Genomic DNA, 25657 nt, shown 5'->3' with positions numbered 1-25657 from the left:
CGCCCAAGTGCTCCTCGGGGACGTCGATCGTCATGCGCTCGACCGGCTCGTGGACCTTGCCGTCGATCTCCTGGGTGACCACCTGGGGCTTGCCGGCCCGCGCCGCCTCTCCCTGCCCGCCGAGCCCGGCCGCGCAGCCGCTCAGGTCCGCCGAGCCCGGCTCGCCGCTCAGGTCATCGAGCCCGGCCGCGCCGCCTCTCCCTGCCCGTCGAGCCCGGCCGCGCCGCTTCTCCCTGCCCAGCTAGCCCGATCACGCCGCTCCCTCGGTCGCCCGCGTTGCCCGCACTGCCGACGCCCGCCCGCCCCCGCCTCCGCCCGCCTCCGCCCGTGCCCGTCCTCCCCCCCCGTCCTCCCGCGTCCCACCGCCTCCGCCCCGTCCTCCCGCGCCATCACGTGCCCCGCTCGCCACGCCCCTCCTCCGTCGGCCCGCGCCGCATCCTCCGCCGGCCCGCGCCGCCTCCTCCGCCGGCCCGCGCCGCCTCCTCCGAGCGGCCGCGCCGCCCCCCCCGAGAGGCCCGCGCCGACCCCCAAGCCGCCGCGCCGCCGCACGTCACCGCTCGGCTCCCTCGTCCCGGCAGGCTCCCGTTCCTCGTCGGCTCCCCTGTCCGCAGGCGGATTTCAGCCCCTCGGCGTGATCTTTCGACGGCCCGTCAGAGGTTCGGGGAATCGAACAGAGGTCCCTCACCTGCGAGTTCGTCCACGAAATGATGTCGCGTCACCCGTAGGGGCGCAGTTCGCCGCAGAGTCGGCGTACAAGAAATTCCTGTCCGAATCATTGACGCTCTCTCAACCCCCTCGTACCTTGTGCCAGCAAGCGCTTTCTTGAAACGATTCATGCAAGCGGCAACGACGCTGCGGGGAGGGCCCGACTGTGGGAACCAGCAGGAATGTTGAGAGGCGAACGATCCTGAAGGCCGCGGGGGCGACGGCGGCCACACTGGGCCTGGCCGCGACCACGGGGTGCGGGGGAGACAGTGGTACGTCGGCGGACGGAACGGTGACGATCCGTTACGCGTGGTGGGGTGGCGAGCCGCGCACCATCGCCATCAAGAAGACGATCGCGCTCTTCGAGAAGAAGTACCCGAAGATCAAGATCAAGCCCGAATTCACCGACTACGAGGCGTTCTGGGAGAAGTTCCAGACCCAGGCCTCCGGCGGGAATCCGCCGGACGTTTTCCAGAATGCGGTCGGCTTTCTGCGCAAGTACGACAAGCGCGGTGTTCTGATGGATCTCAAGGCGCAGGCGGACGCGGGGAATCTGAGCCTGGAGAACTTCCGCAACGGGGTTCTGGCGAACGGTCAGGTCGACGGCAAGCAGATCGGCATACCCGTCGGGGCCAACACGATGTCGCTCGTCATCGACCTCAAGGCCTTCAAGAAGGCGGGCATCGAGCCGAAGTTCGGCTGGACCTGGAACGAGTACTTCGACGCGCTGCAGACGATCCAGGACAAGCTGAAGATCGCCGGTGACACCGGCTACTTCAGCATCATGTACCTCTACGACCTGTACCTGCGCCAGAACGGCAAGGCCTTCTTCACCGACACCGATCTCGGCTTCACCGAGGACGATGTGACGCAGTGGTGGGAGGACGGCTACAAGCGCGTGAAGTCCGGGCTGGTCGCCGACCCGAAGAAGATCGAGCAGGTCAAGCCGAAGTCCGGTCTCTCGGCGGGCCTCGCCGCGTCCGAGTTCACCTGGGACAACTTCTCCATCCGCTACGAGGGCGAGGGCGAGTCGGACTACGGGCTCGCGCCGATCCCCACCACGGACGGCAAGGACACCGGCCAGTACCTCGGCTCGCTGATGCTGAGCGCCTTCTCCGGGAGCAAGCACCCGAAGGAAGCGGCCCAGTTCATCGACTTCATGGTCCACGACCCCGAGGTCGGCAAGATCATGGGCTACGACCGAGGCATCCTCGCCACCACCGAGCAGTTCGCCGCCTTCAAGCCGACCGACGCCAACAACAAGGGTGTCGCGGCCTACGAGGACGAGGTCGCCAAGGCCGACGCCCTCGGCAAGATCACCCCGCACCCGTCCGGCGCGGACGTCATCGAGGCGGCCTTCCTGCGGATCGGCGGTGAGGTCGCCCAGGGCAAGACCAAGCCGGCCGACGCCGCGAAGGCGCTGTTCAGCGAGGCCAAGGCCGCGTTCGCGGGCTGAGGGGACGTACCACCATGACGCTCGTCAAGGAAGCGCCCGCGCGCCCGGCGAAGAAGCGGTCCGCCGCTCCTGTCGCCGGGCGGCGCGGGCGGCGCCGCGAGAACCTCGCCGGCTATCTCTTCATGTCGCCGTGGATCGCGGGTTTCCTGCTGCTCACGGCGGGGCCGATGATCGCGTCGCTCTATTACGCGTTCACCAGCTACAACCTGTTCACGCCGCCCAGGTGGGTGGGGCTCGACAACTTCACGACGATGTTCCAGGACCCGCGCTGGCAGAAGTCGGTCGAGGTCACACTGAAGTACGTCGTCGTGGCCACACCGCTGAAGCTGCTCCTGGCCCTCGGAGTGGCGCTGCTGCTCGCGCAGAAGCGGCGCGGACAGGCCCTGTACCGGGCCGCGTTCTACATGCCGTCGCTCATCGGCGCCAGCGTCTCCGTGGGCTTCGTGTGGCGGGCGCTGTTCTCCGACGACGCCGTCGTGGACCGTACCCAGAAGATCTTCGGGCTCGACGTCGGCGGCTGGATCGGCAACCCGGACTACGTCCTGTACTCCCTGGTGGCGCTGAGTATCTGGCAGTTCGGCGCGCCGATGGTCATCTTCCTCGCGGGGCTCAAGCAGGTGCCGCAGGAGCTGTACGAGGCAGCCGAGATGGACGGGGCCGGCCCCTTCCGGCGGTTCTGGAACATCACGCTGCCGATGATCTCCCCGGTGCTCTTCTTCAACGTGCTGCTGGAGTCCATCCACGCGTTCCAGGTGTTCGGCTCGGCGTACGTCGTCTCGGACACCCGGTGCGGACCGGCCGACGCCACCCTCGTCTACACCTGTTACCTCTACCAGAAGGGCTTCAAGGAGGCTCAGATGGGCTTCGCCTCCGCGATGGCCTGGACGCTGGTGGTCGCGGTGGCGCTCGTCACGGCGGTCCTGTTCTGGTCGCAGAAGAAGTGGGTGCACTACGAGGAGGCCGCCAAGTGACCAGTGCCACCGGCCCCGTCGTGCGCCCCGCGAACGAGCGGCGGCGCACCGGATCCCTCGTCTGGCACGTGGGCGCGATCCTCGTGCTCGCGGTCGTCCTCTACCCGGTGATCTGGGTGCTCGGCGCCTCGTTCAAGCCGAGCAAGGACATCATCGCCAGCCTCGACCTGCTGCCCACCGAGCCGGTCTGGGCGAACTTCTCCGGCCTCGCCGACGGCATCTCGGGCATCTCCATCACCAGCTTCTTCAGCAACTCGCTGATGTACGCGGGCCTGGCCGTGGTCGGGGTGGTGCTCTCCAGCTCGCTGACGGCGTACGCCTTCGCCAAGATCCGGTTCGCCGGGCGGAACCTGCTGTTCACCCTGATGATCGGCACCCTGCTGCTGCCCTACCACGTGCTGCTCATCCCGCAGTACGTGCTGTTCCGCAACCTCGGCTACATCGACACGCTCGTGCCGCTCGTCGCGGGCAAGTTCCTGGCCACGGAGGCGTTCTTCGTCTTCCTGATGGTGCAGTTCATGCGCGGGCTGCCGCGTGAGCTGGACGAGGCCGCCAAGCTCGACGGCTGCGGGCACCTGAGGACCTACTGGTCCGTCGTGCTGCCGCTGAGCCGCCCCGCCATCATCACCAGCGCCATCTTCACGTTCATCAACGCGTGGAACGACTTCATGGGGCCGTTGATCTATCTCAACACCCCCTCCAAGTACACCGTTTCGCTCGGGCTGATGATGTTCCGCGACCAGGAGGGCATCTCCAACTACGGCAGCATGATCGCGATGTCGCTGGTGGCGCTGGTGCCGGTCATCGCCTTCTTCATGGCCTTCCAGCGCTATCTCATCGACGGCATGGCGACCTCCGGACTGAAGGGCTGAGGCGGTCACCATGGCGCAAGCACGGGTGAAGGCCCGCAAGGAGTCCGTGTTCGGCGAGCGCTTCGCGGTCTTCGCCGAGTGTCTGCTCACCGGGGTGTGGATCGCCGTGGCCTGCCTCGGGGTCGTCACCTACCCCGCGGCCTTCGCCGCCGGCGCACGGCATCTGCGCCGTCGTACGACCCATGAGGACGGCGGTCTGCGGGAGTTCGTCGCGGACTTCCGGGCGGCCGTGCGCGGCGGGTGGCTCGTCGGGCTGGCCGGGTGGGCGGCGGCCGTCGCGGTCTGGGTGGACGTCCTGGCCGTACGGGCCGGGCTTCCCGGCGGGCCGGCCGTCGGGGCCGTCGGCGTCCTCGCGCTGATCGGGGTCGCCGTGGCCCTGCTGCGGGCGGCGGCCGTCTGGACTCCGGACCGCGCCTGGCGGGCGCTGCTCGCGGATGCCGGGCGGCGGACCGTGCTCGATCCCGCCGGGTCCTTCCTGGTCGTCTGCGGACTGGCCGTCGTCACCCTGTCCGCCTGGTTCGTCGCGCCGTTGGCGGTCCCCGTCCTCGGGGCCGTCGCGGCGGCGGCCGTCGCCGTCGAGAAGCGGTACCGGCATCACTGACGGCCGCCCCTCGCTCAAGGCCGGCGCCCCGGGCGCCGCGCCTCTCTCTGTCATGCCCCTGACCACCCCTGCACCCGCACGGAAAGGAAAGGCTGCATCTCATGTCTCCCATCCCCCGTAGGTCCCTCCTCAAGGCGGCCGCCGTCGCCGGAGCCGCCGCGCAGTTCAGCTGGGTCCTCGGCGCCAAGGACGCGCAGGCCGCGCCCTCGGCCGCCGCGGCCGACGCCGATCCCGTGACCCTGGACTGGCTGGAGGACGGCGGCCTCGGCGCCGCCCCCGGCTCCACGCTCGGCGTGCCCTGGCCCGTGGGCACGTACCAGGAGGACCAGACCTTCGCGCTGACCGACGCCGACGGCAAGGACGTCCCCGTACAGTCCTGGCCGCTCGCCTACTGGCCCGACGGGTCACTGAAGTGGACGGCCCACGCGGTCGGTTCGGGCTCCGGCAAGCTCACCCTCGCCGCCGGCGCCCCGGCCGCGCCCGCCAAGAAGGTGACCGTCGACAAGAGCGGCGGCACCGTCGACGTGTCGACGGGTGTCATCACCGCGAAGATCGCCAAATCGGGCGCCACGATCGTCAAGTCCGTCACCCGCGGCTCCACCGAGATCGCCAAGAACGGCCGACTGGTCCTGATCCGGCAGCCCGAGATCGAGGACGAGGACCAGGGCACCGTCAAGACCGAACGCTTCGAGGGCGCCATCGACGGCGTCACCGTCGAGCAGAGCGGCCCGGTCCGCGCGGTCGTCCGCATCGACGGCAAGCACCGCAAGGGCAGCCGTAGTTGGCTGCCGTTCTCCATCCGGCTCTACTTCTACGCGGGTGCCGACTCCTTCCGCATGGTGCACACCGTCACCTACGACGGGAAGCAGGAGCCGGGCAAGGCGAGCGGCGACTTCATCCGCGGGCTGGGCGTCCGCTTCACCGTCCCGATGCGCGACGAGTCCTACGACCGCCACATCCGCATCGGCGGCGAGGGCACCGGTCTGCTGCGCGAGGCCGTCAAGGGCATCACCGGTCTGCGCCGTGACCCCGGCGCCGCGGTGCAGGCGGCCCAGTACGCCGGCCAGAAGCTTCCCGACCCCGCCACCTGGGACCAGCGGGTCACCACCCGCCTCCAGTACATCCCCGAGTGGGGCGACTACACCCTTTCCCAGCTGTCGGCGGACGGCTTCGCGCTCCGCAAGCGCACCAAGAAGGGCTACGGCTGGATCGGCGCCGGCGGCGGCAAGCGGGCCTCCGGCTTCGGCTACGTCGGCGGGGCGAGCGGCGGCTTCTCCTTCGGCCTCAGGGACTTCTGGGAGAAGCACCCCGCCCAGCTCGACATCCGCGACGCGCACACCGACGAGGCCGAGGTCACCCTCTGGCTCTGGTCGCCCGAGGCGCAACCCATGGACCTGCGCTTCTACCACGACGGCATGGGCCAGGACACCTTCCCCGAGCAGCTCGAGGGCCTCAACATCACCTACGAGGACTACGAGCCCGGCTTCGGCACCCCCTACGGCATCGCCCGGACCTCCGAACTCCTCTTCTGGGCCAACGAGTCGACGCCCGCCCCCGAGAAGCTCGCCGAACAGGTCGAGGCCGTACGGGTGCTGCCCCAGCTCGCCGCCCCGCCCCGGCAGCTCATCAAGGCCAAGGTGTTCGGGCCGGGCCTGTACGCCGAGCCGGACCGCTCCACTCCCGCCAAGGCGAAGATCGAGGACCACCTCGACTTCCTCTTCACCTACTACAAGGACCAGGTGGAGCAGCGCCGTTGGTACGGCTTCTGGGACTACGGCGACATCATGCACACCTATGACACCGTCAGGCACCAGTGGCGGTACGACATCGGCGGCTACGCCTGGGACAACTCCGAGCTGTCGCCGGACCTCTGGCTCTGGTTCGCCTATCTGCGCAGCGGCCGCGCGGACATCTTCCGCTTCGCCGAGGCGATGACCCGGCACACCGGCGAGGTCGACGTCTACCACCTCGGCCAGTGGGCGGGCCTGGGCACCCGGCACGGCGTCCAGCACTACGCCGACAGCGCCAAGCAGCAGCGCATCGCCAACACCACCTACCGCCGCTACTACTACTTCCTCACCGCCGACGAACGCGTCGGCGACCTCATGCACGCCAACGTCGACTCCGACGAGACGTTCCTCGCCCTGGACCCGCTGCGCAAGATCCGCACCGAGCCGTACACCCCCGACCGGCACGCCCTGTCGATCGGCTTCGGCACCGACTGGAGCGGCCTGGTGTCGGCGTGGCTGACCGAGTGGGAGCGCAAGGGCCCGAAGTGGGAGAAGGCGAAGGCCCGCGTCCTGTCCACCATGGAGACCATCGGCGCCCAGCCCAACGGCTTCGTGCAGGGCAGTGGCCTCTACGACCTCGACACCGGCAGGTTCGCGGTGGCCACGGCCCCGGTCGTCGGCGTCTCGCACCTGTCCGCGGTCTTCGGCCTCAACGAACTGTGCGCCGAGCTCATCCACCTGGTCGACATCCCGAAGTTCAAGGAGGCGTACCTGGACTACTGCCGCTACTTCAACGCCACCAAGGCGGAACAGGCGGCGCGCTACGGCAGCAACTTCGGGACCCTGCTGCTCTTCCAGGGCCATTCGCGACTCGACGCGTACGCCGCCGTCCAGACCGGGGACGAGACGCTCGCCAAGCGGGCCTGGACGAAGTTCTACAGCTCCGACGGCTACATGGAGTCCTCGCCGTGGAAGACGGAGCCGCTGAGCGGCCCCGCCACCCTGGTCGCGGGCGGCGAGGCCGCCTGGGTGTCCACCAACGACACGGCGCTCTACGGCCTCGCCGCCATCGAGAACCTGGCGCTCCTCGGCGACAAGATGCCGTAGGAGACGGCTAGTTCATCCGCCCCAGGACCTCCCGCACCCGCCGGACGTCGCGCAGCCGCTGCTCGTACGTCGCACCGAGGGCGAGCAGCAGCAGCCCGGCGAGGGCGGGAGGCACCCAGCGGGGGAGCGCGTCGGTCACCTGGACCAGATACGGGGCGAGCTCGTGCAGGGCGACCAGGGCGAGCACCGAACCGCCCAGCACGAGCGGGGCCCGCAGCCGGTGCCGGGCGCCCAGCAGGGTGAGCAGCAGTCCGGCCGCGCCCAGCAGCAGCGGCCGTGTCCACTCGGGGTCGCTCCAGGCCATGGCGAGGCTCGGCAGGAGCGTGACGGTGAGACCGGGACCGTACGCCGTCCAGGACGACGCGGCCGGGTCGCGGCGCCGGCGCAGGGCTCCGACGAGCAGCGCCGGGACCGTGACCGGCAGTGTGTACGCCTCCGGGAGCCCCACCCGCCAGGCCGTCAGCCGGACCCACGCGGCCAGCACGAACAGGGCGACGGCCGCGTAGCCGACGTGACGGCGGTCCGGACGTACGGCCGTGCCCGCCGCGATCACCCCGCACAGGGACAGCACCAGGGCGAGCAGGGGCGGGTCGGCCACCGCGAGGCCGAGGGCGACGAGCCCGGCGACGGCTCCCGTCACCTCGACCGCCACCGTCGTCACGGAGTCGCCGAGCCGCGCCGCGAGCAGGGCCGCGGCCACCGGGACGACGAGCACCAGCAGCGCGATGTGCTCCGGCCGCCAGCCGGCGGACGCGCCCACGGCGCAGGCCAGGGCCGTGGCCCAGCCCAGGGAGGCGGCCGCGTACACCGGCGCCTGCCGACCGCGCCACGCGGCCACCGCGAACACGACGGTCAGCGACGCGAGAGCGGCGAGGGTCGCCGGCTCGGTGGCCAGGGACAGGAAGGCCAGGCCGAGGGCGGTCAGCAGGGCGAGCCCGGTGGCCGTCCGGGCCACCGCCCCCTGAAGCGCCGCCCCCTGAAGCACCGGCGCCAGAAGCGCGGGCACCATGAGCCCCTGGATCAACAGACCCGCGAGGTAGGGGAGTTCCAGGGCCGTGGGCGTGACGAGCACCGCGGCCCAGGTCAGCGTCAGCGCGGCGGTCAGCGCCTGCGGACGCCACTTCTCGCTGCGGACCGCCGTGGCCAGTACCGCGGCGACCGCGACGAGGATCAGCGGCACCGTCACGGCGTACGGCGGCCAGAAGGCGTCGGCCGTCACCGCGGCACGGGCGTCGGCCGGGGCCCCGGACCAGATGTGCCCCAGCCACGCCGTCGGCCCCAGCAGCGTGACGCCCACGGCCGGCACCGCCCACAGCACCGCGCCCGCCTGGACGACACCGGAGGCCAGGAGGACACCCCGGCGCACCGCCGCCGGGCCCCGCGCGGCGGCCGACAAGGCGATCCCGCAGGCCAGACAGGCCGGCACCACCCAGTCACCCGGCAGCGACACCCGCAGGACACCACCGAGGCCGGCCGCCGCACACAGGGCGCCGGTCGCCGCCGTACCCGTGGCGAGCCCCGTCCGCGGCGCGAACCGGGCCACGCCCAGGGCGATCACCGCCGCCAGGAAGAGGAGCGCCGCCGCACGGGCGGCGGCGCTCGGACCGGCCGCTCCCAGGGAGAGCAGGCCGGCCGCCAGGACGCCCCAGCCGCCGGTGCCGAACGCGCACACCACGGCGACCGGACGCACCGGCCGCTCGGTCACCCGGAGCGCGACCAGCGCGTCGAACGCCGTCGTCAGCAGTACCGCGGCCGTGACCGTGAACGGTCCGCCGCCGAGCGCGATCGTCCAGAGCGCCAGGGGGAGTTGCGCGACCGCCAGGGCGGCGGGACGGGGCAGGCGCAGCGCGGACGAGCCCGGCAGCGCGGCGAGCGCCGTGCCGTAGGCCGCCCACAGCGCCGCCAGCGCCGTCGAAGCGGCCGCCGCGTACGTCGTACCGTCCGCCGCCGTGAACACCACCTCGCGCAGGGCGTAGGCGTCCAGCACGGTCAGTGCGAGGCCGAGGCCCGCCACCGACTCGGCGGTCGAACGCAGCCCCCGCCGCAGCAGCGCCACGGGCGCGCCGAGCACCGCCAATGTGACCGCGCCCAGCACCAGGGAGCGGCCGGCGATCCCCAGATGCCCCCAGCTGACCAGCGTGAACACCATCGCCGCGACGGTGAGCAGGATGCCGCCGAGCAGGAGGAGGACGTTCTGTACGCCCGGGGCGGTCGCCTCGTGGCGCGCGGAAGGTCCGGACCGCGCCGGGGGGCTCGGCCACACGGGCGGGGCCGGCTGTACCGCCTGCTGAAGCGTCGTGATCAGCCAGGCGCGGCGGGCCAGCAACTGGGCCCGTCGGGCGTCCAGTTGCCGGAGCTCGCTGTCGAGGAACCGCAGCTCCTCGGCCGGGGGCGGGAAATACGTCATGTACCGGAGTGTGGTCCGCGTCACGCCCGACGGCATGAGCGCACGTACTCAGAACGTACTCAAATGCCGTCGGCAAGGCCCTCGCGCGGCAGACTCGGCCCATGGACCGCACCCGTTACCGCTTCCGCAGCCTGTGGGCCCTGCCCGCGCCGCCCGCCCGCGTGTACGAGGCGCTGGAACGGGCCGAGGACTACCCCCGCTGGTGGCCGCAGGTGCGCGAGGTGAACCAGGTCGACAGCACGACCGGCGTCCTGCGCGTCCGCTCGCTGCTCCCCTACGACCTCACCTTCACCGCGCGTGAGGTGCGGCGCGACGCGGAAGCAGGGGTCCTGGAGGTCGCGATGACGGGTGACCTCGACGGCTGGGCGCGCTGGACGGTCACCGCCGACGGCTGCGGCACCCTCGCCCGCTACGACCAGGAGGTCCACGTCGCCAAGCCGCTGCTGCGGCGGTTCGCCGTGCTCGGGCGGCCGGTGTTCCGCCTCAACCACCGGCTGATGATGCGGGCCGGACGGCGCGGCCTGGCCGCGTACCTGCAAGCGGTTTGAAGGAAGCCCGCGAAGACCTGTATTGTTCGGTGCGTTCCCGGGCGATTAGCTCAGTGGGAGAGCGCTTCGTTCACACCGAAGAGGTCACTGGTTCGAACCCAGTATCGCCCACCGGGAAAGGCCGGTCCGCATCACGCGGACCGGCTTTTTTGTGTTCCGGCGCCCTGGCCTAGGCCGCCGCCGACAGCTCCGGGCGCAGCGGCCAGGAGGTGTCCACCGTCTCCGGTGTGCCGCTGCGCGCGAACCACGCCTGGAGTCCCCGCGCCTGAGCCGCGTGCCAGGTCGTCTGGAGCGTGTGCAGTTCGGCGGGGGACAGGCGCTCCAGACGGGCCGCGAACCGCCGGCCCAGCGCCCGGACGACCTCCAGCGCGGCCAGCGCGTCGGCCGCCGCGTCGTGCGCGTCGGCCAGCGTCACGCCGTAGTGCGCGCACAGGTCGGTGAGCGTGCGCCGGCCCTTGCGGTAGCGGTCCAGATGCTTGTCGAGGACCCGCGGGTCCAGCACCCGCAGCGGTGTCGCGTCCACCCAGTTGCCGAGCGCGGAGGCGCGGTGCCTGCGCAGCTCACGGTCGAGCAGCGTCAGGTCGAACGGCGCGTTCATCACCACCAACGGACGTCCCGCGGCGGCCTGTTCGGCGAGCAGTTCGGCTATCTCGAACATCACCGGCGACGGCCAGCGGCCGTTGCGCTGGAGGTGGTCGTCCGTCAGTCCGTGCACTTCCGTCGCCCCGGCCGGCACCGGCACGCCCGGGTTCACCAGCCAGCGGCTCACCCTGGGCCGGACTCCCGGCGCGTCCTGGACGACGAGGGCGGCCGACACGATCCGGTCGGTCTCCACGTCGACGCCCGTCGTCTCCGTGTCAAAGGCGGCCAGAGGCCCCTCGTACCAGTACGTCATACCCACACAACCCCTCGTTCACCCAGGGCAGCTGACGCCCCGTCTTCTGCCTGTTTGGTGATACCCGGGCTGTTTGCGCCGTACGCCGGAAGGACACAACACGAGTACGGGTCATCGCAGTTCAGCGACCCGTTACGGGGACTGGCTTTGCGTGGAAGGCTGTTGGTCATGGCGATAGCGCAGCCCGAGCGGGGCGGGCTGCTGCCCGAACGCGAGGGGCTTCATCGCGGCACGCTCGCCACCACCGCCTGCATGGAGACACTCCAGGTGGGTTATCTGCACGCCGTCGCGGCGGCGGCGGGGTGCTCGCTGTCCCAGCCGTTCCCGGACAACGGCATCGACTGGCACGTCAGCCACAGCGCGCCCGGGCACACCGTCGACGACGAGGTCACCATCAAGGTGCAGCTCAAGGCGACCTACCAGATCCGGCCCAATCCGCCCGGCCGCTTCTTCTCCTTCACGCTCGACAACGACCACCTGCGCAAACTCGCCCGCACCCCGGTGTCGGTGCACAAGATCCTCGTCGTGATGCTCGTCCCGCGGTCCCAGGACCAGTGGCTGCGCGCCGGCCACGACTGCCTCGAACTGCGGCACTGCTGCTACTGGGTCAATCTCGCCGGCCACCCGATCACCGGCCGGACCCGGACCACCGTGCGGATACCGACCACACGCATCTTCGACGACCGGGCGCTGTGCGAGATCATGACGCGGGCCGGGACGGGAGGCAGACCATGACCCACCGCCCCCTCGACGAGCCGCTGCGGCCCGTACGGCCGCACCCCGAGGCCCACTGGAACCGGTCCCCCGAGCCCGGCGAGGTCGACCCCGCCGTCCTCGGCGCCCTGCTGCGCCGACACGGCTGGCAGCGGCGCGGCGGCGCCGCCGGCCGCTACGGCCGCTGGACCCCGCCCGGACCGGGCGGCGGCGGGACCAGCCTGCTCGTCCCGGAGAGCCGGGCCTTCCCCGACAGCGACGACCTGCTCGGCGAGGCGCTCCTCGCGCTGGCCCGCTGCGGTATGCCGTCCGCACGGGAGGTGCTCGTCGGGCTCGCCGTCCCGAGCGACGAGATCCGCTGGTGGCGGGACACCCCGGTCGGGCCCGCCGGGGCCGCGTCCTGGCCCGTCGAGGAACAGCTGCGCGCCGCCGCCCGGCAGATGCTGCTGGCCGGCGCGCTCGCCACGCGCGCGCGTGCCGGCTACTACGGGGCCCGGCACCGGCGCGCGGCCTTCGCGGCGCTGGAGAGCGTCCTCGTCGGCTCCGCGGCCGGTGGACGCCGTCTGACGGCCTTCGTGCCCGTGGCGGCCGCCCGCCCCCTCGCCGTCCGCCTGCACCAGGCCCTGTACGCGGTGCGTGAGGCGATCGACTACCAACGGGCCACCGGGGGCATGGACGCCTTCGACGGCGCGGTGGAGGCCGGCGCCAGCCGTGAGCTCACCGAGGCGTTGATCACCCTGGTCCGGGGCACCGAGGGCGCCAGGATCGCCGTCGAGTGGGCACCGGCCGCCGGGGTCCCCGAGGCGTGCGCCGCGGGCGGCGAACCGGTCGAGTTCTCGCCGGGCGACCTGTCCGTGCTGCGCGAGGCGGGCGCCCGCTATCTCCGTGCGGAGCCCTCCGTGGCCGTGCGGATCACCGGCACGGTCGTCCGGATGCGCAGGTCGGGGCCGCGCGGCGAGGGCAGCGTACGGCTGCGGGTGCTGGCCGGCGCCGAGATCCCGCACGTCCGGCTCACCCTCGACGAGGAGGACTACCGCATCGCAGGCCAGGCCCACCTGGTCGGACTGCCGGTACGGGTGCAGGGCCGGCTGGAGAGCAGGGGCGGGTTCCGCAGGCTCATGGGCGCCTGCGGGGTGGTACCCGTGCAGGTCGACGAGGCCGAGCGGGACCGGCTGATCAAGTCGCTGCAGGATCATCTCGACTACTTCGAGGAAGCCTGCGGAGGGGAGTAGCCGGGAAACTGATTTCGCGGTGGGAGGGGGTGGGTCGGTACGATCGCCTCTTGCGCGCGCTCAGGGTATGGCGCCGCACCCCCTTCAGTCAGGAGAGACCGGTGTCAGACGTCCGTGTGATCATCCAACGCGATTCCGAGCGGGAAGAGCGCACGGTGACGACGGGCACCACGGCCGCCGACCTCTTCGCCGGCGAGCGCTCGATCATCGCCGCCCGCGTGTCCGGCGAGCTCAGGGACCTGTCGTACGTGCTCGCCGACGGCGAGGAGGTCGAGGCCGTCGAGATCTCCTCCGCCGACGGCCTGAACATCCTGCGCCACTCCACCGCGCACGTCATGGCCCAGGCCGTGCAGGAGCTCTTCCCCGACGCCAAGCTGGGCATCGGCCCGCCGGTCAAGGACGGCTTCTACTACGACTTCGACGTCGAGAAGCCGTTCACGCCCGAGGACCTCAAGGCCGTCGAGAAGAAGATGCAGGAGATCCAGAAGCGGGGGCAGAGGTTCGCCCGTCGCGTGGTCACCGACGAGGCCGCCCGCGAGGAGCTGGCCGACGAGCCCTACAAGCTGGAGCTCATCGGCATCAAGGGCTCGGCCTCCACCGACGACGGCGCGGACGTCGAGGTCGGCGCCGGCGAGCTGACGATCTACGACAACCTGGACGCCAAGACCGGTGACCTGTGCTGGAAGGACCTCTGCCGGGGCCCCCACCTGCCCACCACCCGCAACATCCCGGCGTTCAAGCTGATGCGCAACGCGGCCGCCTACTGGCGCGGCAGCGAGAAGAACCCCATGCTCCAGCGCATCTACGGCACCGCCTGGCCCTCCAAGGAGGAGCTGAAGGCCCACCTCGACTTCCTCACCGAGGCCGAGAAGCGCGACCACCGCAAGCTGGGCAGCGAGCTGGACCTCTTCTCCGTCCCGGAGCAGATCGGATCCGGCCTCGCGGTCTTCCACCCCAAGGGCGGCGTCATCCGCCGGGTCATGGAGGACTACTCCCGCCGCCGCCACGAGGAGGAGGGCTACGAGTTCGTCTACACCCCGCACGCGACGAAGGGGAAGCTCTTCGAGACCTCGGGCCACCTGGACTGGTACGCCGACGGCATGTACCCGCCCATGCAGCTCGACGAGGGCGTGGACTACTACCTCAAGCCCATGAACTGCCCGATGCACAATCTGATCTTCGACGCGCGCGGCCGCTCCTACCGTGAACTGCCGCTGCGTCTCTTCGAGTTCGGGACCGTGTACCGGTACGAGAAGTCGGGCGTCGTGCACGGCCTGACCCGCGCGCGCGGTTTCACCCAGGACGACGCGCACATCTACTGCACCCGCGAGCAGATGGCCGACGAGCTCGACAAGACGCTCACCTTCGTGCTGAACCTGCTGCGCGACTACGGCCTGAACGACTTCTACCTGGAGCTGTCCACCAAGGACCCGGAGAAGTTCGTCGGCTCCGACGAGGTGTGGGAGGAGGCCACCGAGACGCTGCGGCAGGTGGCCGAGAAGCAGGGCCTCCCGCTGGTCCCGGACCCGGGCGGCGCCGCCTTCTACGGGCCGAAGATCTCCGTCCAGACCAAGGACGCGATCGGCCGCACCTGGCAGATGTCGACCGTGCAGCTCGACTTCAACCTGCCGGAGCGCTTCGACCTCGAGTACACGGGCCCCGACGGCTCGAAGCAGCGCCCGGTGATGATCCACCGTGCCCTCTTCGGCTCGATCGAGCGCTTCTTCGCGGTCCTCCTGGAGCACTACGCGGGCGCCTTCCCGGCGTGGCTCGCCCCGGTCCAGGCGATCGGCATCCCGATCGGCGACGGTCACGTGGAGTACCTGGAGAAGTTCGCCACGGCCGCGAAGAAGAAGGGCCTGCGGGTGGAGGTGGACTCCTCCTCCGACCGTATGCAGAAGAAGATCCGCAACGCCCAGAAGCAGAAGGTGCCCTTCATGGTCATCGCGGGCGACGAGGACATGGCGGGCGGCTCGGTCTCCTTCCGCTACCGCGACGGCTCGCAGGAGAACGGCATCCCGTTCGACGAGGCCATCGCGAAGATCGCGAAGGTCGTCGAGGAGCGGACGCAGGTCTGATCCCGTAGTGCGCGGGCCCCCGGGGAGTTCATCTCTCCGGGGGCCCTTCGCCGTTCCGGGGGCCCGACGGGCTCTGGGCGTCGCCGGTGTCGCTCTCCGAGGAGAAGACCTGGATCAGCCAGGACGAGAACGACCCGGTGACCGCGCCCAGCAGGGCCAGCCCGCACGCCATCATGCCGACCGCGATCACCCGGCCCCACGGGGTGACGGGCGTGATGTCGCCGTAGCCGACGGTGGTGAGCGTCTCGCAGGTCCACCACAGGGCGTCGCCGAAGGTCTTCATGTTCGCCCCCGGGGCCCCGCGTTCCTGGTCGTACACGGCGAGCGCGCCGGCGAAACCGAGCAGTCCCGTGGACAGCCCGGCGTAGGTGATCACGCGCGCGTGCAGTGAGAACCGTGGCTCTCCGTGCCGGCGCTGCACGGCCTCGTAGAGCTTGACGATCCGCAGCGGGCGCAGCAGCGGGAGCAGGACGACCAGTGCGTCGAGCCAGTGGACGCGCACGAAGCGCAGTCGCTGTCCGCTGAGCCGCCAGCGCACCGCGTAGTCCACGGCGAACATCGTCCACGCGATCAGCATCACGGCGAAGCAGAAGTCCCGCCAGCCTTCCGTGATGTGCTGGGCGAGGACGTGGATGGCGTACCCGATGAGGAAGGCCAGGGAGGCGAACGCGAGGGGGACCTCGGTGCGCTGCTCCCAGCGGGCCACACGGCTGTCTTCGTCCATCGGCCCAGCTTGGCCCGCGAGGCTTTTCCCGCAGCCCCGCCGACACGCCGCGAATGGGCGAAGCAATATGCTGCCTTGCATGACGAGTGAGCCGGAACAGCAGATCGGAGTGGGCACGCAGGACGCGTTCCAGCGTCTGTGGACGCCCCACCGGATGGCCTACATCCAGGGTGAGAACAAGCCGACCGGTCCGGGCGCCGACGACGGCTGTCCCTTCTGCTCGATCCCGGCCAAATCGGACGAGGACGGGCTGGTCGTCCGGCGCGGTGAGCACGTGTACGCGGTGCTGAACCTGTACCCGTACAACGGCGGCCACCTGATGACCGTCCCCTACCGGCATGTCGCCGACTACACCGACCTGACGGTGCCGGAGACGGCCGAGCTCGCCGAGCTGACCAAGCAGGCGATGACGGCCCTGCGCACCGCGTCGGGCGCGCAGGGCTTCAACATCGGCATGAACCAGGGGGCCGTCGCGGGCGCCGGTATCGCCGCCCACCTGCACCAGCACATCGTGCCCCGCTGGGGCGGGGACACGAACTTCATGCCGGTGGTGGGTCACACGCGCGTACTGCCGCAACTCCTGGCGGACACGAGAAAAATGCTGGCAGAGGCCTGGCCGGCGTCGGCCTAGCGGCTCGGCCGCCGGAGGACCCCGACGCCGACCCCGACCCCGGCCGGGCCTGCCGGACCGGCCGGCGTCCGAGGACGGGGCCCCTTCAGGGCCGAAGCGGGGGTCCGGGGGCGGCAGCCCCCGGGGCCGGTCACCTCAGGACACCCGCACGATTCCGGCCGACCGCCGCGGGCCTACGCGTCGTAGGTGTCGGCCTTGCGCGGTGACACGTCCTGGACGGCGCCGCTGAGGGCCGACGAGCGCGAGCTGAACTTGTCGATGTCCACGTCGTGCTCCTTGAGCACCTTGATCGCGGCCGTGTGCACCACGCGCAGTACCGGCGTGGCAGCGCGCAGCGCGTCGTCGGCCATGAAGCGGTGCCGCCAGGGCTGGTCGGCCCAGGCGTGCCGCAGACCGAAGGGCTCGGGCAGGCCGATGGAACCGCCGAGCCACTTCAGCAGCGGCGGGTACCAGCTGATCGTCGCCCGCGCGGCCAGCCGGACCACCTCGTCGGGGGTGACCAGCGGGAGCTTGACCGTTCGCGTCTCCCAGAACCGGACGCTCTTGGCGACCTCCTTGGTGGGTGCCGCGGACTTCGTGGTGAACAGGCCGTTCACCGGGCCCAGGGCGTGCCCGGTGACCTCGATGCGCAGCGTCTCGTGCAGCACCGTCACCGTGATCAGCATGGTGATGATCAACTGGCCGTCCCAGAGCGGCCACTGGACGCCCAGGTAGTGCCGGTCGCCGCCGCCGAACTGCTGGTTGTTGCAGATGTCCTCTATGGCCCTCGGCTTGACCTGGTAGGCCTCGACGTCGGTGCCCTCCGGCCGGGCGACCGCCTTGGCGTTCTCGCCCACCGGCGTGACGATCCAGTGCCGGACCGTGGGCGGCGGGAAGCCGCCGGTCTTCAGACTCTGCCGGGGCAGCAGGTTCAGCTGGTCGTGGATGGCCCGTACGACGGTCCAGCTGCGGAACTCGTGGACGCCCTTCACGGGGTCGACCGGTGTCAGCTCCTCGGCGAGGTGCCAGGCGCCCCAGCGCGTGCCCATGCCGAGTATGCCCTTGGGGCCGGCGTAGAAGACCGAGTTGGACTGCTGTTCGGCGCTGAGCCGGGCCAGGGACTGGCGCAGCTGCTCGGCCGCCGTCTGGTTGGGGCTGGTCGGCACCGCCTCGGGGACCTTGGCGCCGACGCTGCTGCCGGCCAGCAGGCTGTCCCAGCGCCCGCGCAGGTCCGTCGCGGTGCCCTCGCAGATCCGCTTGGCCAGGAACCAGCCGGCCACGGGCGCCACGACGCATCCGCGCGCGTACCAGCCCACGACACCGGTGAACGGCATCTTGACCAGGAAGAGCACGGCGAGGGCGCCCACGGCGACGAGCAGGCCGGTGCCGATGCCGGAGACCCGCTTGTTGTCCAGCTTCCCCATGGTCGCCCGCAGCTGGAAGACCAGCAGCCACACCACCAGACCGGGCAGGAAGAGCACACCGCACAGCAGCATCAGACCGGTCAGCTTCTGGTCGCGCTCCCGGCGGATGCGGTTGGCCGCCAGACAGTGCTCGACGACGGCCTGCGGCTCACTGCCGAAGGACTGGATGAGGGGCGCACGGCCGACGCCCAGCATGCGGTCGATCACCGCCTGGGAGAACGCCTCACCGAGGTTGGGCCGGAAGATCCTGGCCCAGCTGCGGCCGGGATTGACCGCGGTCTGGTGCCACTCGTTGTCGGCCTTCTTGATGTCCTCGACCGGGTTGTCCCGGTAGGCCGCCGAGGCCAGCGCGAAGGTCGGTGTCTGCCCTCCGTCGCCCGTCTGCGGCACCTGTGGTCCGAAGATGTCCGCGTAACCGCTGCCAACGGTCATTCCCGCCCCCGATCGCCGCCGCTCCCGCTTCTGCGGCTTTCCCGACTTCCGTACTTCGCACACCTGTTGATCAGGTCATCAGCGTATCCGCAGGCAGCGACATCCGTCGGCGGACGGCCGAAGCCGCCCGCCGAATCGGAGGGGAATGTTCCACTACGGTGTCCCACCGGCCGCTTGAGGACCGGTGGGCAACAACCGTCAGCCGTTCTGCGCCTGTTGGCGGACCTTCTCGGCGACCTGTGCCGGCATCGGCTCGTGCCGGGCGTACGCGCGCTGGAAGCGTGCGGTGCCGTGGGAGAGGGAGCGCAGGTCGACCGCGTACCGGCCGATCTCGATCTCGGGCACCTCGGCCCTGACGACGGTGCGCGCGCCGCTGGTCTGCTCGGTGCCCAGCACCCGCCCGCGCCGGCCCGACAGATCGCTCATCACGGCGCCCACGTACGCGTCGCCGACCAGGACGGTCACCTCGGCCACCGGTTCCAGCAGATGGATCCGCGCCTCGGCCGCCGCCTCCCGCAGCGCCAGCGCGCCGGCCGTCTGGAACGCGGCGTCGGAGGAGTCCACCGAGTGCGCCTTGCCGTCGAGCAGGGTGACCCGGATGTCGACCAGCGGATGCCCGGCCTCCACGCCCTTGGCCGCCTGCGCCCGTACGCCCTTCTCGACGGACGGGATGAACTGCCGGGGCACCGCGCCGCCGACGACCTTGTCCACGAACTCGATGCCCGTGCCGCCCGGCAGCGGTTCCACCTCGATCTCGCAGATGGCGTACTGGCCGTGTCCGCCGGACTGCTTGACGTGCCGTCCGCGCCCGCCGGACCTGGCCGCGAACGTCTCCCGGAGGGGGACCTTGTGCGGGACGACGTCGACCTGGACGCCGTAGCGGGAGCGCAGTCGCTCCAGGGCGACGTCCGAGTGGGCCTCGCCCAGACACCACAGCACCACCTGGTGGGTGTGCTGGTTCTGTTCCAGGCGCATCGTCGGGTCCTCGGCGACCAGCCGGCCGAGGCCCTGCGAGAGCTTGTCCTCGTCGGCCTTGCTGTGCGCCTGGATGGCGAGCGGCAGCAGCGGGTCGGGCATCCGCCAGGGCTCCATGAGGAGCGGGTCGCCCTTGGCGGACAGGGTGTCGCCGGTCTCCGCGTGGCCGAGTTTCGCCACACACGCCAGGTCGCCCGCGATGCAGTGCGTCAGGGTCCGCTGCTGTTTGCCGAACGGCGCGGACAGGGCGCCGATGCGTTCGTCGACGTCGTGGTCCTCGTGGCCGCGGTCGGCGAGGCCGTGCCCCGAGACATGGACGGTCTCGTCGGGGTGCAGGGTGCCGGAGAAGACCCGGACCAGCGAGACACGGCCCACATAGGGGTCGGACGAGGTCTTCACGACCTCCGCGACCAGTGGCCCGTCCGGATCGCACGAGGTCAGCTCGCGCGGCTCGCCGTCGATCGTCGTCACCCGGGGCGCCGGGCGCTCCAGGGGCGTCGGGAAGCCCCTGGTGACCAGTTCCAGCAGCTCGACCGTGCCGAGGCCCTGCCGGGCGCCCTCGGCGGCCGGGGCGGCCGCGAGGACCGGGAAGAACGTGCCGCGCGCGACGGCCCGCTCCAGGTCCTCGATCAGCGTCTTGACGTCGATCTGCTCGCCGCCGAGATAGCGGTCCATGAGCGTCTCGTCCTCGCTCTCGGCGATGATCCCCTCGATCAGCCGGTTGCGGGCCGTCTCGAGATCCGGCAGCTGGTCCTCGCCCGGCTCCAGCTCCTTGCGTTCGCCGGTGGAGTAGTCGAACAGCTTCCGGGACAGCAGCCCGGTCAGTCCGGTCACGGGCGCGTGCCCGTCGGGCCCCTCGGGCCCGTGCAGCGGCAGGTACAGCGGGAGGACCGCGTCCGGATCGTCGCCGCCGAAGGCCTCCGCGCAGATCCGCGTCATCTCCTCGAAGTCCGCGCGGGCGGCCTCCAGGTGGGTGACGACGATCGCGCGGGGCATGCCGACGGCCGCGCACTCCTCCCACACCATCCGGGTCGAGCCGTCCACGCCGTCCGCCGCCGAGACGACGAAGAGGGCCGCGTCCGCTGCGCGCAGACCGGCCCTGAGTTCTCCGACGAAGTCGGCGTATCCGGGGGTGTCGAGGACGTTGACCTTGATGCCGTCCCATTCCACGGGCACCAGGGAGAGCTGTACCGAGCGCTGCTGCCGGTGCTCGATCTCGTCGTAGTCGGAGACGGTGCCGCCGTCCTCCACGCGGCCCGCCCGGTTCACCGCTCCCGCCGTCAGCGCGAGAGCTTCCACCAATGTCGTCTTGCCCGATCCGCAGTGGCCGACCAGCACCACATTCCGTACGGACGCGGGGTGGTCGGCCGCTGTAGCCCTGCCGGCGGCTCCGGGATGTGCCTTGTCGCCCATTTTCCTTGCCTCCCGAACACGGTGAGGTCACTGGGGGCGCGGGCACGGCGGCCCCGCGTGCGATGGCGGCTCCGGCGACGCCCGCGGTCCTTCGAGCTTTCCACTCCCGTCACGGCGCGTCCATACGGCGGACGCGACCCGGCCGTGACCCGGATTCCGCCGGGGCGTGACACGGGGGTCCGGGTGCCCGACCGTCGCACACACGCGCGCGTGGCTACGATGGGCCAGCCGGCGGCCAGCAGGGGCCGCCCGGCGACACCGACCCTCGGGAAGGCCATGCTGAACAAGTACGCGCGTGCATTCTTCACGCGTGTCCTCACACCGTTCGCCGCGTTTCTCATCCGCCGGGGTGTGAGCCCCGACACGGTCACGCTCCTCGGCACCGCCGGTGTGATCGCGGGCGCGCTGGTCTTCTACCCCAGGGGCGAGTTCTTCTGGGGCACGATCGTGATCACGCTCTTCGTCTTCTCCGACCTGGTCGACGGCAACATGGCCCGCCAGCTCGGCCGGACCAGCCGCTGGGGCGCCTTCCTCGACTCCACGCTCGACCGGGTCGCCGACGGCGCGATCTTCGGCGGCTTCGCGCTCTGGTACGCAGGCAACGGCGACGACAACGTCCTGTGCGCCGTCTCGATCTTCTGCCTGACCAGCGGCCAGGTGGTGTCGTACACGAAGGCCCGGGGCGAGTCGATCGGCCTGCCGGTCGCCGTCAACGGGCTCGTGGAGCGCGCCGAGCGCCTGGTGATCTCCCTGGTCGCGGCCGGTCTGGCGGGTCTGCACACGTTCGGCGTGCCCGGCATCCAGGTGCTGCTGCCGATCGCGCTGTGGATCGTCGCCGTGGGCAGCCTCGTCACGCTGATCCAGCGGGTCGTCACGGTCCGGCGCGAGTCGGCCGAGGCGGAGGCCGCCGCGGCCCAGGAGGACCCGGAGTCGCGGGGACACGAGGCGCAGGGGAGCGAGGCCGCGAAGTGAGCGCCCAGGAGCGCCTGGCCGACGCGCTGTACGGCCTCGGCTGGAGCACCGTCAAGAAGCTCCCCGAGCCCGTCGCCGTACGCCTCGGCCGTACCGTCGCCGACCTCGCGTGGAAGCGGCGCGGCAAGGGTGTGCGACGGCTGGAGAGCAACTACGCGCGCGTGCTGCCGGACGCGAGCCCCGAGCGCCTGGCCGAGCTCTCGCGCGCGGGGATGCGCTCCTATCTCCGCTACTGGATGGAGTCCTTCCGGCTGCCGGCCTGGAGCGCCGAGCGCGTCTGCAAGGGCTTCGAACCCAAGGACCTCCACCATCTGACCGACGGCATCGCCTCCGGCCGGGGCGTCGTCCTGGCCCTGCCGCACATGGCCAACTGGGACCTGGCCGGCGCCTGGGTCACCACCGAACTCCGGACGCCCTTCACCACCGTCGCCGAGCGCCTCAAGCCGGAGACGCTCTACGACCGGTTCGTCGCCTACCGGGAGGGCCTCGGCATGGAGGTGCTGCCGCACAGCGGCGGTACCGCCTTCGGCACCCTGGCCCGGCGGCTGCGCGAAGGCGGGCTGGTCTGCCTGGTCGCCGAGCGTGACCTGTCCGCCTCCGGGGTCGAGGTGGACTTCTTCGGGGACACCGCCACGATGCCCGCCGGGCCCGCCCTGCTCGCCCAGCAGACCGGCGCGCTGCTGCTCCCCGTCACGCTCTGGTACGACGACTCGCCCGTCATGAAGGGCCGGGTGCATCCCCCGGTCGAGGTACCCGAGTCAGGTACGCGGGCCGAGAAGACGTCTGTCATGACACAGTCGCTGGCAGACGCCTTCGCCACCGGCATCGCCGACCACCCGGAGGACTGGCACATGTTGCAGCGGTTGTGGCTCGCGGACCTGGAACCCCGCCCTTCGGACGGGGACCCCGCGTGAGGATCGGCATCGTCTGCCCGTACTCCTGGGATGTGCCGGGCGGCGTTCAGTTCCACATCCGCGACCTCGCCGAGTACTTCATCCGGCTCGGCCACGAGGTGTCCGTCCTGGCCCCGGCCGACGACGACACCCCGCTGCCGCCGTACGTCGTCTCGGCCGGCCGCGCGGTCCCGGTGCCGTACAACGGCTCGGTGGCGCGCCTCAACTTCGGCTTCCTGTCCGCCGCGCGCGTGCGCCGCTGGCTGCACGACGGGGCGTTCGACGTCGTCCACATCCACGAGCCGACCTCGCCGTCGCTCGGCCTGCTGACCTGCTGGGCGGCCTCGGGCCCGATCGTGGCCACCTTCCACACGTCCAACCCGCGCTCGCGCGCGATGATCGCCGCGTACTCCATCCTCCAGGCCGCCCTGGAGAAGATCAGCGCGCGGATCGCGGTGAGCGAGTACGCCCGGCGCACGCTGGTGGAGCACCTCGGCGGGGACGCCGTGGTCATCCCCAACGGCGTCGACGTCGACTTCTTCGCCAGGGCCGAGCCCGACCCCGAGTGGCAGGGCGGCACGATCGGCTTCGTCGGGCGCATCGACGAGCCCCGCAAGGGCCTGCCCGTGCTGATGCGGGCCCTGCCGAAGATCTTCGCCGAGCGCCCGGACGCCCGGCTGCTGGTCGCCGGCCGCGGCGACGAGAAGGAGGCGGTGGAGAACCTGCCGAAGGAACTGCACGCGCGCGTGGAGTTCCTCGGCATGATCAGCGACGAGGACAAGGCGCGCTTCCTGCGCAGTGTCGACCTGTACGTCGCGCCCAACACCGGCGGCGAGAGCTTCGGCATCATCCTCGTCGAGGCCATGTCGGCCGGGGCCCCGGTGCTCGCCTCCGACCTGGACGCCTTCGCCCAGGTCCTCGACCAGGGGGCGGCCGGCGAGCTGTTCGCCAACGAGAACGCGGACGCGCTGGCCGAGGCGGCGGTACGGCTCCTGGGCGATCCGGAGCGCAGAGCCGAGCTGCGGGACCGGGGCAGCGCGCACGTACGGCGCTTCGACTGGTCGACCGTCGGCGCCGACATCCTGTCGGTGTACGAGACGGTGACCGCCGGCGCGGCGGCGGTGGCGGCGGCCGACGACGACCGGGGACCGGCGGGTCTGCGGGCCAGGCTCGGACTGGCCCGGGACTGACCCGCCCGCCGCGGTGAGGGGCACGGGTAGCCTTGCCGCCCGTGACCGCAACCCTGATCTGGATCCTTGTCGTCCTCGTCGCGATCGGCCTGTACCTGAGCTGGACGGCGGGACGGCTGGACCGGCTGCACTCCCGCATCGACGCCGCCCGCGCCGCGCTGGACGCACAGCTGCTGCGCCGGGCGTCCGTGGCCCAGGAGCTGGCCACCTCCAAGGTGCTCGACCCCGCCGCCTCGATCGTCCTGTACGAGGCGGCGCACGCGGCGCGGCAGGCCGAGGAGGAGCAGCGGGAGGTCGCCGAGAGCGAGCTCAGCCAGGCCCTGAGGGCCGTCTTCGCGGACGCGCGGCAACTGGACGTCGTACGCGAGGCGCCCGGGGGAGACGCGGCGGCCCGTGAGCTCACCGAGGCCGTCCGCCGGGTCCCCATGGCCCGCCGCTTCCACAACGACGCCGTGGGCGCGGTCCGCAGACTGCGCCAGCACCGCAAGGTCCGCTGGTTCCGGCTGGCCGGCCACGCCCCGTTCCCGATGGCGTTCGAGATGGACGACGAACCGCCGCCCGCCCTCGCGGACCGCGCGGCCTGAACCGCCGGTCCTGACGCCCGACGGGCCCGGCCTGTCGATCCGGCGGAACTCCGGCCAGGGCGGGCCGCGACCTGGCCGGTGGGGCCCGCCGCGGCCCGCATGATCGACCAAAAGGATCCACGGGCTTTCCATTGGCCCTTGCTGTGGACTGGTCCACTCGCGTTTCCTCGTTGCTGCCGAAGCCCCCTATTCCTACGAGTGAGGTCACCCGTGTCCAGCACGATCTCCGAAAACCAGACCCCCGAGACCGGCACCGCGCGCGTGAAGCGCGGTATGGCCGAGCAGCTCAAGGGCGGCGTGATCATGGACGTGGTCAACGCCGAGCAGGCGAAGATCGCCGAGGACGCGGGCGCCGTGGCCGTCATGGCGCTGGAGCGGGTCCCCGCCGACATCCGCAAGGACGGCGGCGTGGCCCGGATGTCCGACCCGGACATGATCGAGGGCATCATCGAAGCCGTCTCGATCCCGGTCATGGCGAAGTCCCGTATCGGCCACTTCGTCGAGGCCCAGGTCCTCCAGTCGCTCGGTGTCGACTACATCGACGAGTCCGAGGTCCTCACTCCGGCCGACGAGGTCAACCACTCCGACAAGTGGGCGTTCACCACCCCCTTCGTCTGTGGCGCCACCAACCTGGGCGAGGCCCTGCGCCGCATCGCCGAGGGCGCCGCGATGATCCGCTCCAAGGGCGAGGCCGGCACCGGCAACGTCGTCGAGGCCGTCCGTCACCTGCGCCAGATCAAGAACGAGATCGCCAAGCTGCGCGGCTTCGACAACAACGAGCTGTACGCCGCCGCCAAGGAGCTGCGCGCCCCGTACGAGATCGTCAAGGAGGTCGCCGAGCTCGGCAAGCTGCCCGTCGTGCTGTTCTCCGCGGGTGGGGTCGCCACCCCGGCCGACGCCGCGCTGATGCGCCAGCTCGGCGCCGAGGGCGTCTTCGTCGGCTCCGGCATCTTCAAGTCCGGCGACCCGGCCAAGCGCGCCGCCGCCATCGTGAAGGCCACCACCTTCTACGACGACCCGAAGATCATCGCGGACGCCTCCCGCAACCTGGGCGAGGCCATGGTCGGCATCAACTGCGACACCCTGCCCGAGGCCGAGCGCTACGCCAACCGCGGCTGGTAACC

Annotated in this window: 20 protein-coding genes and 1 tRNA gene; 16 read left to right on the top strand and 5 right to left on the bottom strand. The window is 71.3% G+C overall.

Annotated elements, in window-relative coordinates:
- Positions 1-871: 871 nt before the first annotated feature.
- The 5 genes from ABT070_RS41645 (at position 872) to ABT070_RS41625 (ending at position 7442) form a co-directional block, all read left to right on the top strand.
- Positions 872-2161, top strand: coding sequence for an ABC transporter substrate-binding protein (locus ABT070_RS41645; RefSeq protein ID WP_351768181.1), 1290 nt, complete (start codon positions 872-874; stop codon positions 2159-2161).
- A gap of 14 nt (positions 2162-2175) precedes the next feature.
- Positions 2176-3132 carry a carbohydrate ABC transporter permease gene (locus ABT070_RS41640; RefSeq protein ID WP_351768180.1) on the top strand — a complete coding sequence of 319 codons (957 nt, stop codon included), beginning with the start codon at positions 2176-2178 and terminating at the stop codon, positions 3130-3132.
- The gene (locus tag ABT070_RS41635) at positions 3129-4004 is read left to right on the top strand and encodes a carbohydrate ABC transporter permease (protein ID WP_351768179.1); all 876 of its coding nucleotides are present in this window, start codon (positions 3129-3131) and stop codon (positions 4002-4004) included. Before ABT070_RS41640 ends, ABT070_RS41635 begins: the two co-directional genes overlap by 4 nt.
- Before the next feature lie 10 nt (positions 4005-4014).
- Complete coding sequence (locus ABT070_RS41630) at positions 4015-4605, top strand: hypothetical protein (protein WP_351768178.1); 591 nt, start codon at positions 4015-4017, stop codon at positions 4603-4605.
- A gap of 101 nt (positions 4606-4706) precedes the next feature.
- Positions 4707-7442, top strand: coding sequence for an exo-rhamnogalacturonan lyase family protein (locus tag ABT070_RS41625; RefSeq protein ID WP_351768177.1), 2736 nt, complete (start codon positions 4707-4709; stop codon positions 7440-7442).
- 7 nt (positions 7443-7449) lie between these two features.
- On the opposite strand, the gene ABT070_RS41620 is transcribed toward ABT070_RS41625, so the two are convergent.
- Positions 7450-9885, bottom strand: a complete 2436-nt coding sequence (locus tag ABT070_RS41620; protein ID WP_351768176.1) for an SCO7613 C-terminal domain-containing membrane protein — start codon at positions 9883-9885, stop codon at positions 7450-7452.
- Positions 9886-9950: 65 nt separating this feature from the next.
- Between ABT070_RS41620 and ABT070_RS41615 the strand changes: the two genes are divergently transcribed.
- Positions 9951-10397: an SRPBCC family protein gene (locus tag ABT070_RS41615; RefSeq protein WP_351768175.1), complete on the top strand. Its 447-nt coding sequence runs from the start codon at positions 9951-9953 to the stop codon at positions 10395-10397.
- A 39-nt stretch (positions 10398-10436) separates the two neighbouring features.
- A tRNA-Val gene (locus ABT070_RS41610) sits at positions 10437-10508 on the top strand.
- Between the two features lie 58 nt (positions 10509-10566).
- Here the strand turns inward: ABT070_RS41610 and ABT070_RS41605 are convergent.
- Positions 10567-11292, bottom strand: coding sequence for a 3'-5' exonuclease (locus tag ABT070_RS41605; RefSeq protein ID WP_351768174.1), 726 nt, complete (start codon positions 11290-11292; stop codon positions 10567-10569).
- Positions 11293-11460: 168 nt separating this feature from the next.
- Between ABT070_RS41605 and ABT070_RS41600 the strand changes: the two genes are divergently transcribed.
- The 3 genes from ABT070_RS41600 (at position 11461) to thrS (ending at position 15316) form a co-directional block, all read left to right on the top strand.
- Entirely contained in the window at positions 11461-12027 is a 567-nt protein-coding gene (locus ABT070_RS41600) for a DUF4365 domain-containing protein (RefSeq protein WP_057606934.1), read from the top strand.
- Positions 12024-13238: a hypothetical protein gene (locus tag ABT070_RS41595; RefSeq protein WP_351768173.1), complete on the top strand. Its 1215-nt coding sequence runs from the start codon at positions 12024-12026 to the stop codon at positions 13236-13238. Before ABT070_RS41600 ends, ABT070_RS41595 begins: the two co-directional genes overlap by 4 nt.
- A gap of 101 nt (positions 13239-13339) precedes the next feature.
- Positions 13340-15316: a threonine--tRNA ligase gene (thrS, locus tag ABT070_RS41590; protein WP_351768171.1), complete on the top strand. Its 1977-nt coding sequence runs from the start codon at positions 13340-13342 to the stop codon at positions 15314-15316.
- A gap of 28 nt (positions 15317-15344) precedes the next feature.
- On the opposite strand, the gene ABT070_RS41585 is transcribed toward thrS, so the two are convergent.
- Positions 15345-16040, bottom strand: coding sequence for a potassium channel family protein (locus ABT070_RS41585; RefSeq protein WP_351768170.1), 696 nt, complete (start codon positions 16038-16040; stop codon positions 15345-15347).
- A 67-nt stretch (positions 16041-16107) separates the two neighbouring features.
- On the opposite strand from ABT070_RS41585, the gene ABT070_RS41580 reads away from it, so the two are divergent.
- Positions 16108-16671, top strand: a complete 564-nt coding sequence (locus ABT070_RS41580) for an HIT family protein (protein ID WP_351768169.1) — start codon at positions 16108-16110, stop codon at positions 16669-16671.
- A gap of 173 nt (positions 16672-16844) precedes the next feature.
- Here ABT070_RS41580 and ABT070_RS41575 read toward each other — a convergent pair whose 3' ends face one another.
- Positions 16845-18506 carry an AbeC-like domain-containing protein gene (locus ABT070_RS41575; protein WP_351768168.1) on the bottom strand — a complete coding sequence of 554 codons (1662 nt, stop codon included), beginning with the start codon at positions 18504-18506 and terminating at the stop codon, positions 16845-16847.
- Positions 18507-18704: 198 nt separating this feature from the next.
- Positions 18705-20894: an elongation factor G-like protein EF-G2 gene (locus ABT070_RS41570; protein ID WP_351768167.1), complete on the bottom strand. Its 2190-nt coding sequence runs from the start codon at positions 20892-20894 to the stop codon at positions 18705-18707.
- Positions 20895-21113: 219 nt separating this feature from the next.
- On the opposite strand from ABT070_RS41570, the gene pgsA reads away from it, so the two are divergent.
- The 5 genes from pgsA to pdxS all read left to right on the top strand — a co-directional run bounded on the left by pgsA (position 21114) and on the right by pdxS (position 25655).
- On the top strand, positions 21114-21866 hold the full coding sequence (gene pgsA, locus ABT070_RS41565; protein WP_351768183.1) for a phosphatidylinositol phosphate synthase: 753 nt from the start codon (positions 21114-21116) through the stop codon (positions 21864-21866).
- Positions 21863-22780: a phosphatidylinositol mannoside acyltransferase gene (locus ABT070_RS41560; protein WP_351768166.1), complete on the top strand. Its 918-nt coding sequence runs from the start codon at positions 21863-21865 to the stop codon at positions 22778-22780. Before pgsA ends, ABT070_RS41560 begins: the two co-directional genes overlap by 4 nt.
- The gene (locus tag ABT070_RS41555; RefSeq protein WP_351768165.1) at positions 22777-23949 is read left to right on the top strand and encodes a glycosyltransferase family 4 protein; all 1173 of its coding nucleotides are present in this window, start codon (positions 22777-22779) and stop codon (positions 23947-23949) included. The genes ABT070_RS41560 and ABT070_RS41555 overlap by 4 nt, the downstream gene beginning before the upstream one ends.
- Positions 23950-23981: 32 nt before the next feature.
- The gene (locus ABT070_RS41550; RefSeq protein ID WP_351768164.1) at positions 23982-24533 is read left to right on the top strand and encodes a LemA family protein; all 552 of its coding nucleotides are present in this window, start codon (positions 23982-23984) and stop codon (positions 24531-24533) included.
- Between the two features lie 210 nt (positions 24534-24743).
- Positions 24744-25655: a pyridoxal 5'-phosphate synthase lyase subunit PdxS gene (gene pdxS, locus ABT070_RS41545; protein WP_351768163.1), complete on the top strand. Its 912-nt coding sequence runs from the start codon at positions 24744-24746 to the stop codon at positions 25653-25655.
- The last annotated feature ends 2 nt before the right edge of the window (positions 25656-25657 follow it).

The sequence above is a fragment of the Streptomyces sp. NPDC002884 genome, from assembly GCF_040295245.1.
Classification (GTDB): Bacteria; Actinomycetota; Actinomycetes; order Streptomycetales; family Streptomycetaceae; genus Streptomyces.
This window is presented reverse-complemented; position numbering and strand designations above follow the sequence as displayed.

Coding starts and splice junctions, on each gene's coding strand:
- ABT070_RS41615 (WP_351768175.1), top strand. CDS start 9,951: ATGGACCGCACCCGTTACCGCTTCCGCAGCCTGTGGGCCCTGCCCGCG.
- ABT070_RS41580 (WP_351768169.1), top strand. CDS start 16,108: ATGCTGCCTTGCATGACGAGTGAGCCGGAACAGCAGATCGGAGTGGGC.
- ABT070_RS41585 (WP_351768170.1), bottom strand. CDS start 16,040: ATGGACGAAGACAGCCGTGTGGCCCGCTGGGAGCAGCGCACCGAGGTC.
- ABT070_RS41620 (WP_351768176.1), bottom strand. CDS start 9,885: ATGCCGTCGGGCGTGACGCGGACCACACTCCGGTACATGACGTATTTC.
- ABT070_RS41575 (WP_351768168.1), bottom strand. CDS start 18,506: ATGACCGTTGGCAGCGGTTACGCGGACATCTTCGGACCACAGGTGCCG.
- ABT070_RS41640 (WP_351768180.1), top strand. CDS start 2,176: ATGACGCTCGTCAAGGAAGCGCCCGCGCGCCCGGCGAAGAAGCGGTCC.
- ABT070_RS41595 (WP_351768173.1), top strand. CDS start 12,024: ATGACCCACCGCCCCCTCGACGAGCCGCTGCGGCCCGTACGGCCGCAC.
- ABT070_RS41570 (WP_351768167.1), bottom strand. CDS start 20,894: ATGGGCGACAAGGCACATCCCGGAGCCGCCGGCAGGGCTACAGCGGCC.
- ABT070_RS41625 (WP_351768177.1), top strand. CDS start 4,707: ATGTCTCCCATCCCCCGTAGGTCCCTCCTCAAGGCGGCCGCCGTCGCC.
- ABT070_RS41605 (WP_351768174.1), bottom strand. CDS start 11,292: ATGACGTACTGGTACGAGGGGCCTCTGGCCGCCTTTGACACGGAGACG.
- pgsA (WP_351768183.1), top strand. CDS start 21,114: ATGGGCCAGCCGGCGGCCAGCAGGGGCCGCCCGGCGACACCGACCCTC.
- ABT070_RS41600 (WP_057606934.1), top strand. CDS start 11,461: ATGGCGATAGCGCAGCCCGAGCGGGGCGGGCTGCTGCCCGAACGCGAG.
- ABT070_RS41630 (WP_351768178.1), top strand. CDS start 4,015: ATGGCGCAAGCACGGGTGAAGGCCCGCAAGGAGTCCGTGTTCGGCGAG.